Origin of the sequence: Streptomyces sp. NBC_01232 (genome assembly GCF_035989885.1) — a bacterium.
Lineage (GTDB): Bacteria > Actinomycetota > Actinomycetes > Streptomycetales > Streptomycetaceae > Streptomyces.
Genome location: NZ_CP108518.1, coordinates 2,231,069 through 2,243,763 on the forward strand (window position 1 = coordinate 2,231,069; position 12,695 = coordinate 2,243,763).

At 69.6% G+C, this 12,695-nt stretch carries 10 protein-coding genes; 3 read left to right on the forward strand and 7 right to left on the reverse strand.

The genetic code is table 11. From position 1 onward, the window contains the following. Positions 1–5: 5 nt before the first annotated feature. The 3 genes from zwf (at position 6) to pgl (ending at position 3,552) form a co-directional block, all read left to right on the forward strand. Positions 6–1,532, forward strand: coding sequence for a glucose-6-phosphate dehydrogenase (zwf, locus tag OG444_RS10505; protein WP_030016635.1), 1,527 nt, complete (start codon positions 6–8; stop codon positions 1,530–1,532). Further along, complete coding sequence (gene opcA, locus OG444_RS10510) at positions 1,529–2,563, forward strand: glucose-6-phosphate dehydrogenase assembly protein OpcA (protein WP_327261906.1); 1,035 nt, start codon at positions 1,529–1,531, stop codon at positions 2,561–2,563. The genes zwf and opcA overlap by 4 nt, the downstream gene beginning before the upstream one ends. A 206-nt stretch (positions 2,564–2,769) precedes the next feature. Next, positions 2,770–3,552, forward strand: coding sequence for a 6-phosphogluconolactonase (gene pgl, locus OG444_RS10515; RefSeq protein WP_327261907.1), 783 nt, complete (start codon positions 2,770–2,772; stop codon positions 3,550–3,552). Positions 3,553–3,619: 67 nt separating this feature from the next. Here pgl and pgi read toward each other — a convergent pair whose 3' ends face one another. From pgi to OG444_RS10550, 7 genes are all read right to left on the reverse strand, one after another. Next, positions 3,620–5,275 carry a glucose-6-phosphate isomerase gene (pgi, locus tag OG444_RS10520; RefSeq protein WP_327266722.1) on the reverse strand — a complete coding sequence of 552 codons (1,656 nt, stop codon included), beginning with the start codon at positions 5,273–5,275 and terminating at the stop codon, positions 3,620–3,622. Between the two features lie 150 nt (positions 5,276–5,425). Next, on the reverse strand, positions 5,426–5,761 hold the full coding sequence (locus tag OG444_RS10525) for an RNA polymerase-binding protein RbpA (RefSeq protein WP_010352468.1): 336 nt from the start codon (positions 5,759–5,761) through the stop codon (positions 5,426–5,428). Between the two features lie 182 nt (positions 5,762–5,943). Further along, positions 5,944–6,174: a preprotein translocase subunit SecG gene (gene secG / locus OG444_RS10530; RefSeq protein ID WP_327266723.1), complete on the reverse strand. Its 231-nt coding sequence runs from the start codon at positions 6,172–6,174 to the stop codon at positions 5,944–5,946. 129 nt (positions 6,175–6,303) lie between these two features. After that, entirely contained in the window at positions 6,304–7,080 is a 777-nt protein-coding gene (tpiA, locus tag OG444_RS10535) for a triose-phosphate isomerase (protein ID WP_327261908.1), read from the reverse strand. Positions 7,081–7,086: 6 nt separating this feature from the next. Further along, entirely contained in the window at positions 7,087–8,301 is a 1,215-nt protein-coding gene (locus OG444_RS10540) for a phosphoglycerate kinase (protein ID WP_327261909.1), read from the reverse strand. Between the two features lie 131 nt (positions 8,302–8,432). Next, entirely contained in the window at positions 8,433–9,440 is a 1,008-nt protein-coding gene (gene gap, locus OG444_RS10545) for a type I glyceraldehyde-3-phosphate dehydrogenase (RefSeq protein WP_314249046.1), read from the reverse strand. A gap of 231 nt (positions 9,441–9,671) precedes the next feature. Then, positions 9,672–12,632 carry a M14 family metallopeptidase gene (locus OG444_RS10550; protein WP_327261910.1) on the reverse strand — a complete coding sequence of 987 codons (2,961 nt, stop codon included), beginning with the start codon at positions 12,630–12,632 and terminating at the stop codon, positions 9,672–9,674. Positions 12,633–12,695: the final 63 nt, after the last annotated feature.

Below are 12,695 nucleotides of genomic sequence, written 5' to 3' on the forward strand. Positions count from 1 at the left end.
ACACCTTGTCTGTGAACGGAGCGAACCCGCTTCGTGACGCACAGGACCGGCGGCTCCCGCGTATCGCGGGGCCGTCCGGCCTGGTCATTTTCGGCGTTACGGGTGACCTGTCGCGCAAGAAGCTGATGCCTGCCGTCTACGACCTGGCCAACCGTGGCCTGCTCCCGCCGGGCTTCTCGCTGATCGGGTTCGCCCGGCGCGAGTGGCAGGACGAGGACTTCGCACAGGTGGTCCACGACGCGGTCAAGGAGCACTCCCGGACGCCCTTCCGCGAGGAAGTGTGGCAGCAGCTCGTGCAGGGCTGCCGTTTCGTCTCGGGCGACTTCGACGACGACGCCGCCTTCGAGACCCTGAAGGCGACCATAGAGGAGCTGGACAAGGCACAGGGCACGGGCGGCAACTTCGCCTTCTACCTGTCCGTCCCGCCCAAGTTCTTCCCCAAGGTGGTCCAGCAGCTCAAGGACCACGGGCTGGCGCAGAAGGACGGCTCCTGGCGGCGTGCCGTCATCGAGAAGCCCTTCGGACACGACCTGAAGAGCGCCGAGGAACTCAACAAGGTCGTCCACGAGGTCTTCCCGCGTGACGAGGTCTTCCGGATCGACCACTACCTCGGCAAGGAGACCGTCCAGAACATCCTGGCGCTCCGCTTCGCCAACACGATGTTCGAGCCGATCTGGAACCGGTCGTACGTCGACCACGTTCAGATCACCATGGCCGAGGACATCGGCATCGGCGGCCGGGCGGGCTACTACGACGGCATCGGCGCCGCCCGTGACGTCATCCAGAACCACCTGCTCCAGCTGCTCGCGCTGACCGCGATGGAGGAGCCCGGCTCCTTCCACCCCAAGGCGCTGGTGGCCGAGAAGCTCAAGGTGCTCACGGCGGTGCAGCTGCCCGAGGACCTGGGCAAGCACACCGTGCGCGGCCAGTACGCGGCCGCGTGGCAGGGCGGCGAGAAGGTCGTCGGGTACCTCGAAGAGGACGGCATCGACCCCAAGTCGAAGACCGACACCTACGCCGCCATCCGCCTGGAGATCAACAACCGCCGCTGGGCGGGCGTCCCGTTCTACCTGCGGACGGGCAAGCGCCTCGGCCGCCGGGTGACCGAGATCGCGGTCGTCTTCAAGCGGGCCCCGTACCTGCCGTTCGAGTCGGGCGCGACCGAGGAGCTGGGGCAGAACGCCCTGGTCATCCGGGTCCAGCCGGACGAGGGCGTGACGGTCCGCTTCGGCTCCAAGGTCCCGGGCACCTCCATGGAGGTCCGGGACGTCACGATGGACTTCGCCTACGGCGAGTCCTTCACGGAGTCGAGCCCCGAGGCGTACGAGCGACTCATCCTCGACGTGCTCCTCGGCGACGCGAACCTCTTCCCCCGTCACCAGGAAGTCGAACTGTCCTGGAACATCCTCGACCCGATCGAGGAGTACTGGGACAAGCACGGCAAGCCCGCGCAGTACCCGTCGGGCACCTGGGGGCCGGTCGAGGCGGACGAGATGCTCGCACGAGACGGACGGAGCTGGCGCCGGCCATGAAGATCGACCTCACGGAGACCAACTCCAGCAAGATCAATGCCGCGATGGTGCAGGCACGCCGGGACATCGGCACGCCGGCCATCGGCATGGTCCTCACGCTGGTGATCGTGACCGACGAGGAGAACGCGTACGACGCGCTCAAGTCGGCGAACGACGCGTCCCACGAACACCCCTCGCGGATCGTCGTCGTCATCAAGCGGGCCAGCCGTTCGCCACGCAGCCGCCGCGACGCCCGCCTCGACGCGGAAGTCCGCGTCGGGGCGGACTCCGGCAGCGGCGAAACGGTTGTGCTCCGCCTTCACGGCGAACTGGTCGACCACGCCCAGTCAGTGGTTCTCCCGTTGCTCCTGCCGGACGCCCCCGTGGTCGTCTGGTGGCCGGACGGTGCTCCCACGGACCTGGCGGGCGATCCGCTGGGTGCGCTGGGGCAGCGCCGGATCACGGACACGTACTCCTGCGAGGACCCGATCAGGGCGCTCGGCGGGCGGGCGGCGGCGTACGCCCCCGGGGACACGGACCTCTCGTGGACCCGGATCACCCCGTGGCGCTCCATGCTGGCGGCGGCACTGGACCAGCAGGCCCTGTCGGTCGTCTCGGCGACCGTCGAGGGCGAGGACGAGAACCCGAGCTGCGAACTGCTGGCCATGTGGCTGGCGGACCGGCTCCAGGTCCCCGTCAGGCGCACGCTGTCGTCGGGCCCGGGTCTGACGGCCGTACGGCTGTCCACCAAGGACGGCGACATCGTCCTGGACCGGGCGGACGGCGCGCTGGCCACGCTCTGCATGCCGGGGCAGCCCGACCGTGCGGTGGCGCTCAAGCGCCGCGACACGGCCGAGCTGCTGGCGGAGGAGCTGCGCCGGCTGGACCCGGACAACACCTACGAGGCCTCGGTGAAGTTCGGCGTGGCGCGGCTGGAGGCCTCGGCGGCTCCGGCCGAGCCGGCCCCCGCCGATGCTCCGGCGGAGCAGGCCGCGGAGCCGACTCCGACGCCGGCGCCGGCTCCGAAGCCCAAGAGGGCCAAGGCCAAGTAGAGGCCCCTGCGGGACCGTGCTGGGGCTCCTCCCCGGACCCCGCGCCTCGAACGCCGGCGAGGCTGGATCGTCAGCCCGTCCGGCGTTCGAGGACCGGGTCCGGGCAGAGCCCGGGAAACGGAGACAGGCGGGGCGGGGGCGTCTCCGCGCAGCGGCACCCGCACCGCATCCCACCCGCACGACCAAGAAGGCGGCAGCACATGGGTATGACGACTCCCCAGGTCGTCGTCCACCGGGACAAGGAACTGATGGCCCAGGCCACCGCGGCCCGGCTCATCACGAAGATCGTGGACGCGCAGACGGCCCGCGGCTCCGCGTCCGTCGTCCTCACCGGCGGACGCAACGGCAACGGCCTGCTCGCGGCACTGGCCGCCGCCCCGGCGCGGGACGCGATCGACTGGGCCCGGCTGGACCTCTGGTGGGGCGACGAGCGCTACGTCCCCGCCGACGACCCCGAGCGCAACCACACCCAGGCCCGCGAGGCCCTCCTGGACTCGGTCCCGGTGGACCCCGCCCGCGTGCACGTGATGCCGGCCTCGGACGGCCCGTACGGGGCGGACGTGGACGCGGCGGCTGCCTCGTACGCGGCCGAGCTGGCGAAGGCGGCCGGCCCCGAGGACCACGGTCCGGTCCCCACCTTCGACGTGCTCATGCTGGGCGTGGGCCCGGACACGCACGTGGCCTCGCTCTTCCCGGAGCACCCGGCGGCCCGCGAGACCGACCGCACGGTGGTCGGCGTCCACGGCGCGCCCAAGCCCCCGCCCACCCGGATCTCGCTCACGCTCCCGGCGATCCGGGCGGCCCGCGAGGTCTGGCTGCTGGCGGCGGGCGAGGACAAGGCCGGCGCGGTCTCCCTGGCCCTCGGCGGCGCGGGCGAGGTCCAGGCCCCGGCGGCGGCGGCCTACGGCCGCTCCCGCACCCTGTGGCTCCTGGACCGCGCGGCGGCGGCCAAGCTGCCGACCGGCATGTACCCGCCTGCCTCGTCCTGACCTGAGCGGTCCGGACGGAGAAGGGCCCGCTCCTCCCGGGGAGCGGGCCCTTCTCCGTCTCTCGGGGTCAGTTCCGGCCGCGCAGCTTCCGGTAGGTGGCCACCAGGGCCTTCGTCGAGGCGTCCAGCCCCGGCACGTCCGCGCCCTCGCTCAGCGCGGGCTCGACGCGCTTGGCGAGCACCTTGCCGAGCTCGACGCCCCACTGGTCGAAGGAGTCGATGTTCCACACCGCGCCCTGGACGAACACCTTGTGCTCGTAGAGCGCGATCAGCTGGCCCAGCACCGTCGGCGTGAGCTCGGTCGCCAGGATCGTGGTCGTCGGGTGGTTCCCGTGGAAGGTCTTGTGCGGGACCAGCGACTCCGCGGCGCCCTCGGCGCGCACCTCGTCCGCCGTCTTGCCGAAGGCCAGCGCCTGGGTCTGCGCGAAGAAGTTGGCCATCAGCAGGTCGTGCTGGGCGGCCGTGGCCGACTCCAGCTCCGCCACCGGCCGGGCGAAGCCGATGAAGTCCGCAGGGATCACCTTCGTCCCCTGGTGGATCAGCTGGTAGTAGGCGTGCTGCCCGTTGGTGCCGGGCGTGCCCCAGACCACCGGGCCGGTCTGCCACTCCACCGGGTTGCCGTCGCGGTCCACCGACTTGCCGTTGGACTCCATGTCCAGCTGCTGCAAGTACGCCGTGAAGCGCGAGAGATAGTGGCTGTACGGGAGCACCGCGTGCGACTGGGCGTCGAAGAAGGCGCCGTACCAGATGCCCAACAGGCCCATCAGGAGCGGGGCGTTCTCCTGCGCCGGGGCCGTGCGGAAGTGCTCGTCCATGGCGTGGAAGCCGCCGAGCATCTCCCGGAAGGCGGCCGGGCCGATCGCGATCATCAGCGAGAGGCCGATGGCCGAGTCGAAGGAGTAGCGTCCGCCGACCCAGTCCCAGAACCCGAACATGTTGGCCGGATCGATGCCGAAGCCGGTGACCTTCTCGGCGTTGGTCGACAGGGCCACGAAGTGCCGTGCCACGGCGGCCTGGTCCCCGCCGAGCCCGGCGAGCAGCCAGCCGCGCGCCGAGGTGGCGTTGGTGATGGTCTCGATGGTGGTGAACGTCTTGGAGGCGATGATGAACAGCGTCTCGGACGGGTCCAGGTCCCGCACGGCCTCGTGCAGGTCCGCGCCGTCGACGTTGGACACGAAGCGCACCGTCAGATTGCGGTCGGAGAAGGCGCGCAGGGCCTCATACGCCATGGCCGGGCCCAGGTCGGAGCCGCCGATGCCGATGTTGACGACGTTCTTGATGCGCTTGCCGGTGAAGCCGGTCCAGGCTCCCGACCTGATCTGGTCGGCGAAGGCCGCCATCTTGTCGAGGACGGCGTGCACGCCGGGGACGACGTTCTCGCCGTCCACGTCGACGACGGCGTCCGCCGGTGCGCGCAGGGCGGTGTGCAGCACCGCCCGGTCCTCGGTCGTGTTGATCTTCTCGCCGCGGAACATGGCCTCGCGCAGCTCCGCCACGCCCGTGGCCTCGGCGAGCTCGCGGAGCAGGGCGAGCGTCTCGTCCGTGACGAGGTGCTTCGAGTAGTCGATGTGCAGGTCGCCGACCTGCAGGGTGTAGCCGGAGCCGCGGCCGGGATTCTCCTCGAAGAGCTCGCGCAGATGCGTCTGCCCGAACTCCTCCCGGTGCTTGCCGAGTGCCAGCCACTCGGGCGTCCGGGTCAGCTTCGTACGGCTGCCTGCATTCATCTCGGACATCAACCCACTTCTTCCGTCCTGTCGTGCCCCGCCGTTCTCCAACTTAAGGGATCACAAGCGGCACAACGCACACAAAGAGGCCCGGCCCCACAGGAGAAGTTCCTGTGGGACCGGGCCTCACGTCTTGCGTTGCGCGTCGTCTCAGATCTCGCCGCGGAGCTTGGCGAGCGCCTCGGCGAGGATCGCCTCGCCGTCGGCGTCCGAGCGCCGTTCCCTCACGTACGCCAGGTGCGTCTTGTAGGGCTCGGTGCGCGGCGGCGCGGGCGGGTTGTCCCTGTCCTGGCCGGCAGGGAACCCGCAGCGCGGGCAGTCCCAGGTGTCCGGCACCTGCGCGTCGCTGGCGAAGCTCGGCTGCGTCTCGTGCCCGTTCGAGCACCAGAAGGAGATGCGCAGGCGGGGCGCGGACTCGCCGCGCTCTGCCTCACCCATCGGCCCCGCTCCGACCCGGCTACCACGGATCGCGTTGCCACTTGCCACGGTCGTAACTCCCTGCGTGATGGTGCCGCGGAGTGTGAGTGGATATCCCGCCGCGGAGCGCCCAAGTCTACGTAAGGCCCAACGCACGTCCAGTGAGCGGAGTTACTGATTCCACGCGATGAACGCCGGCCCTCATGATAGGCCGGGTGGTGCCGACCGGACTGCCGGAATGGCCAGAACGGTCAGCTGCTCGTCTTCACCAGCAGGCCGAGCGCGACGATGCACGCGAACCACAGCAGACCCACGACCACGGTGATGCGGTCCAGGTTGCGCTCCGCGACGGAGGAACCGCCGACCGACGACTGCATACCGCCGCCGAACATGTCGGAGAGGCCGCCGCCCTTGCCCTTGTGCATCAGCACGAGCAGCATCAGCAGGGCGCTGAAGACGATCAGGGCGATCGAGAACCCCATAATCACGGCTGATTCCTACTTTCTGGCTTTTCAGGCATTCCGGCTTTGCGAGATGTGCGCGGGGGCCAGCGGCTGAAGGTTCAGCCCCTGGCCCCCGCAAGGGTACGACGGATCGGCCCTACCGCATACTCACTGGTCGCGGAAGCGGACGATCTTGACGAACTCGTCCGCGTCCAGCGCCGCGCCGCCGATCAGCGCGCCGTCGACGTCGGGCTGGGCCATGATCGCCGCGATGTTCCCGGACTTCACGGAGCCGCCGTACTGGATGCGGACCTTGTCGGCCAGCTCCTGCGAGTACAGCTCGGCGAGACGGCCGCGGATCGCCCCGCAGACCTCCTGGGCGTCGTCGGGGGTGGCGACCTCGCCGGTCCCGATGGCCCAGACGGGCTCGTAGGCGATCACGATGGACTCGGCCTGCTCGGCCGGGACGCCCGCCAGGCCGCCGTCGAGCTGGGTCAGCGTGTACGCGACCTGCTGGCCGGCCTTGCGGATGTCCAGGCCCTCGCCGACGCAGAGGATCGGGGTGATCCCGTGCTTGAAGGCGGCCTTGACCTTGGCGTTGCAGATCTCGTCGTTCTCACCGTGGTACTGGCGGCGCTCGCTGTGGCCGACGGCCACGTACGTGCACTTCAGCTTCGACAGCATGGGGCCGGAGATCTCACCGGTGTAGGCACCGGAGTCGTGCGCGGAGATGTCCTGGGCGCCGTACTTGATCTTCAGCTTGTCGCCGTCGACCAGGGTCTGGACGGAACGCAGGTCGACGAAGGGCGGCAGGACCGCGACCTCGACGGCGTCGTAGTCCTTGTCGGCCAGGGCGAAGGCGAGCTTCTGGACGTGGGCGATGGCCTCGAGGTGGTTGAGGTTCATCTTCCAGTTGCCCGCCATGAGCGGGGTGCGCGTGGTCATACGGGTTCAGCCCTCCAGGGCGGCGAGGCCGGGGAGCGTCTTGCCCTCGAGGTATTCGAGGGAGGCGCCGCCACCGGTCGAGATGTGGCCGAAAGCATTCTCGTCGAAGCCCAGGATGCGGACCGCGGCGGCACTGTCGCCACCGCCGACGACGGTGAAGGCACTGCTGTCGAGCAGGGCCTGGGCGACGGCCGTGGTGCCCCCGGCGTAGTCCGGGTGCTCGAAGACGCCCACGGGACCGTTCCAGAAGACGGTCTTCGCGTCGGCGATCTTCGACGCGTACAGCTCACGCGTCTTCGGGCCGATGTCCAGGCCCTCCTTGTCGGCGGGGATCTTGTCCGCGTCGACGACCGTGAAGTCGGCCGGGGTCTTGCCCTTGAGGTCCGGGAACTCCGCGGAGACCAGCACGTCGACCGGGAGGACCAGCTCGACCCCGGTGTCCTCGGCGCGCTGCATGTACTCCTTGACGACCTCCACCTGGTCCTTCTGGAGCAGGGAGATGCCGACCTCGTAGCCCTTGGCGTAGAGGAAGGTGTACGCCATGCCGCCGCCGATGAGGATGCGGTCGGCCTTGCCGAGCAGCTCGTCGATGACGGCGAGCTTGTCGGAGACCTTGGCGCCGCCGAGGACCACCACGTACGGGCGCTCGACCTCGGCGGTCAGCTTCTTCAGGACGCCGACCTCGGTGGCGATGAGGTATCCGGCCGCGTGCGGGAGGCGGGCGGGCAGGTCGAAGACCGAGGCGTGCTTGCGGTGCACCGCGCCGAAGCCGTCGCCGACGTAGATGTCGGCGAGCTCGGCGAGCTGGTCCGCGAAGGCGCCGCGCTCGGCGTCGTCCTTGGAGGTCTCGCCGGCGTTGAAGCGCAGGTTCTCGATGACGGCCACCCGGCCGTCGGTGAGGGCCGCGACGGTCTCCTTGGCGGAGGCGCCGACGGTGTCGGTGGCGAACGCGACGTCCGCGCCGAGGAGTTCACCGAGGCGCGCGGCGGCCGGGGCGAGCGAGAACGCCGGCTCCGTGCCGGTGCCCTTCGGGCGGCCGAGGTGCGATGCCACGATGACGCGGGCGCCGGCTTCGGCGAGCTTCGCGATCGTGGGCTGGACGGCGCGGATGCGGCCGTCGTCGGTGATGTTGCCCTCGGCCAGCGGAACGTTCAGGTCCGCGCGGACGAAGACCCGCTTGCCCTTGACGCCCTCGGCGAGCAGTTCATCGATCGTCTTCATGTGTTTCTACTCCTTTAGCCTTCACTCGAAGGGCGAGGAAGGAAATAACGAGGCAAGCAACAGGGCCCGTGCGGCGCTTCGTTGCGCTGCTCGGACCCTGTGCTCACATCGTGGTGCCTTGCCCTACGTTCTTAGAGCTGACCGCCGACGAAGACGGTGAGGTCGACGAGACGGTTGGAGTAGCCCCACTCGTTGTCGTACCAGCCGACGACCTTGACCTGCGTGCCGTCCTGAACCATGGTCAGGGAGGAGTCGAAGGTGCAGGACGCGGGCCAGTTCACGATGTCGGAAGAGACGATCGCGTCCTCGGTGTAGTCGAGGATGCCCTTGAGCTGCCCCTCCGAAGCCTTCTGGAAGGCCGCGTTGATCTCTTCCACCGTGGTCTCGCGGGAGAGCTCGAGGACCAGGTCGGTGACCGAGCCGGTCGGGACCGGGACGCGCATGGCGATGCCGTCGAGCTTGCCCTTGAGCTGCGGGAGGACCAGCGCGGTGGCCTTGGCGGCACCGGTGGAGGTCGGGATGATGTTCTCGGCGGCGGCGCGGGCGCGGCGCAGGTCCGAGTGCGGGAAGTCCAGGATGCGCTGGTCGTTCGTGTACGCGTGGACCGTCGTCATCATGCCCTTGACGATGCCGAAGTTCTCGTCGAGGACCTTGGCCATCGGCGCCACGCAGTTGGTGGTGCAGGAGGCGTTGGAGATGACGTGGTGGCTGGCCGCGTCGTACTTGTCGTGGTTGACGCCCATCACGATGGTGATGTCCTCGTCCTTGGCCGGAGCCGAGATGAGGACCTTCTTCGCGCCCGCGGCGATGTGCTTGGCGGCGTCGGCCTTCTTGGTGAAGATGCCGGTCGACTCGATGACGATGTCGGCGCCCAGCTCGCCCCACGGGAGGTTCGCGGGGTCACGCTCTGCGAAGGTCTTGAAGGTCTGGCCACCGACGGTGATGCTGTCGTCGGTGTGGGAGACCTCGGCCTTGAGGCGGCCCAGGATGGTGTCGTACTTGAGCAGATGCACCAGGGTCGCGTTGTCAGTCAGGTCGTTGACACCGACGATCTCGATGTCCGCTCCCTGCTCCAGGAGCGCCCGGAAATAGTTACGGCCAATTCGGCCAAAACCGTTGATGCCTACGCGGATCGTCACGAACCGATCTCCTCGTTGGTGCGCCGGTAAGAGCGCCGGCGAGCTGTATGGGATGTCCCCGACCGCTTACGACCCTACCTCTCCGTGAGCTTTTGGGTGACATCGGTCGGGGCCTGACACTCCCCCTACTTCGCGGGGGTACTCCCACGAGGTCCCGTTCCGGACGCTGTGGAACGGGACCTCGTGACCTCGGTTCCCGTCACTCAGGGTGAGTGACGGGAGGGGCTCCGATCAGTGGCGCAGCGCGCGAAGTGCCTTACCGACGAGTACGGCACGGTCCGCCGCCGTGGGCATGTGTTCCAGACCGAAGCCCAGCAGCACGGTGTTACGCGTAGTGACCGCGGCGTAGGACTTGAACAGTTCGCCGGACCGGGCCCAGTCACCTGCCACTTCGGGACTTCCCGCAGGTGCGGCCTGTGCCGTCCAGGCACCGAGGGACGTCTCGAATCCCTCGGCCGGCTGGTCGGCGCCCTTGACGGAGAGGCGCGCCTCGTCCGCGAAGACTCCGCGGCCGCCCGAGCCCGGGTCGGTGATGTAGGCGAGCGAGAGCTCAACGCTCCTGCCCGCGTACGCGCTCAGGTCGAAGGAGACCTGCTTCCAGCCGCCGGAGGATCCGGTGAAGGTGTTCCACTTGCCGCTGGTGCCCTGCGGGGTGCAGCCCCCGGCGTCGAGGGTGAGGTACCGGCGCAGGAAGGGATGGCCGTTCATGAAGAATCCGGCCTCGCACTCCTCCGGGACGGTGGAGCTGGTCAGGCCGCCCGTGTCCGGCAGCGTGGTCCAGTCGTCGCCGCCGGCGGTACGGGCCTCCAGGGCGGCGTGGTCGTAGCCCTCCTCGGTGTTCCAGCTGAGCGCCAGCTTCAGCTGCGGCTGGTCGGCCGCAGTGACCCCGGTGAGGTCGATCGTACGGACGAGGCGCTTCCAGTCGTCGTCGGTGTGCAGGGCCGAGGCCATGCCCGTGCCGGCGTACGGGGCGTACGGGTTCACGACCCCGGTGAAGGCGCCCGCCTGGGCGCTCTTGAACTGCGGGAACTGCGCGGGCGCCAGGGTCTCGGAGGTCACGATGTACGCGCCGGGGGCGTTCAGCGGATTGCCCGCGGCGTCCCCGACGGCGCCCCGCGTCCCGCCCAGGGCGCCGGCGCCGGCGAAGCCGGTGGCTCCGGCGGTGCTCGTACGGCCGTAGGCGCCGAGCCAGTACTGGCTGAAGTCGTTGGTCACGGCGCGGCCGACCTGGGCGTTGCCGCCCGCCAGCTCACCGGCCTCGATCAGCCTGCCGCCCTCGTTCAGGAAGTCGCGCACCGCCAACTGGGTTTCGCCGCCGGGGGTCTTGGCCCCGGTGTAGTGGACGGCCGTACGGAAGTGGGACAGGACCCCGAGGTGGTGCGGGGCGCCCTGGACGGCGACGTCCCAGACCGCCGCGGACCTGCCGCCCGCCCGCAGGGCGTCGACGTAGGTCTGGGCGTGCTGGGCCTTGGCCCCCTCCTCCGCGATCACCAGGACGTCCGCGCGCGGCCGCTCGGCCACCGTGTACGTGAAGTGCTCGCTGGAGACCTGCTTGCCGGAGCGGTCGCGGCCGGTGAACCAGACCTCGACCTTGTCGCCGGGCTTCGCGCCGTCGACCTCGGCGCGGTACTCGTCGAACCAGTTGTTGTCGTCGCCGCCGTACACCTCGCCGCCCTTCCAGGCCTTGAGGTCCTCGTCGTGCGTGCGGCCGCCGTTGATGCGGTAGTTGAGTTCCTTGTCCTTCAGCGCCTTGCGCGCCGTGACCGAGACCTTCTGGTCCTCGCCGCGGGCGACGTAGGAGGTGGCGAAGGCGTCCACGGTGAAGTCGGCGGCGCTCAGGCCCAGCGAGGACTTCGGACGGTCCGGGGTCGCGGCGCTCTCGCCGACCGAGAGGGCGAAGGGGATGTTCTTGGCGAACTCCGCCTGGATGAGCTTCTCGTCGTCCGGGAAGTTGAAGCCGGAGGCGCAGTCCTCGGGCTTCCACGGGTCGTTCGGGTCGCTCGCCGAGGCGGTCTGGCAGGTGGTCATCTCCGGCGTGAACATCATGATGCCGTTGACGTTGGAGGCGTGGCCGTCGGCCTCGCCGTTGGTGGTGTAGAGCTCGGAGGACACCTGCGGGTAGTAGCCCGGCACGGCGGGGTTCTCCGGGGTTCCGGCGAGCGCCTTGTAGGCGACGTCGTCCGGGGTGGGGGTGGCCACCTGCCAGCCCACGCCGTAGAGGATCAGCTCGGCCGCGGAGTGGTAGTTGATCGCGTAGTCGAAGCCGATGCGCTTCTCGAAGCGGTCGAGGGCTGCGGTCTCGGGCTCGGAGGAGGCGCTCGGGCCGCGGTAGGTCTCGCTCCCCTGGTTCGGCGAGGAACCCTCTTTGTCGTAGCCCCACTTGTAGGCGAAGTTCCGGTTGAGGTCGACCCCGTCGCCGGGGCCGGTCTTCCCGTCGCCGTCGTTGTCGCGCAGGTTCTTGCGCCACAGCCGCTCGCCGTCGGCCGCGTGCGTGTAGTCGTACCCGTCCGGGTTCGCCGAGAGCAGGAACCACAGCTCGCTGGAGTCCACCAGCTTGGTGATCCGCTGGTCCTTGCCGTAGTTGTCGATCGTGTGGTGCATCAGCCGCCGGGTCATCTCGGGGGTGATCCACTCACGGGCGTGCTGGTTGGACATGTAGAGGACGGACGGCTTGTCCCCGTCCCTGGTCTTCCTGGCGTTCTTGCTGACCTTCAGGGCGAGGATGTCCTTGCCCTGGACGGTCTTGCCGATGGAGACGACCTTGGTGAGCCCCGGGTTCTCCTGCGCGGTCCGCAGGATCTCCTCCTGGAGACCGCCCTTGCCGCTGTACGGGCGGAACACCCCGTCGCCGGCCGCCTTGGCCCGGGCCAGGCCCTGGGCGGGAACCTTGCGCTCGGCGAGCTTGACGCCCTGGGCGGCGAGTTCTCCGGCCTGGGCGCCGCTGAGGAACAGCTCGACCCGGGCCGTCCCGGTCTCCGGGGCCCGGTGCGTGAGCTCGTGCGCGTCCTGCCCCGCGGCGAGGACGAGCGGGACCTGTTCCCGGGTGATGTCGGCGTCGTAGACCCGTACCTCGTCGGCGCCGGATGCGGCGCCGGGTCCCGGCTGGGCCTGCGCCGCGGCGGGTAGCACGGCGAGTGTGGTTCCGAAGACGAGTGCGCTTGCGGCGAGGATCGATCTCGCGCGGTGACTCATGTGCCCCCCTGGGCGTCGTCTGCCACGAAAGCGTTCGGACGCCAGACTCAAGACCGGCCCATG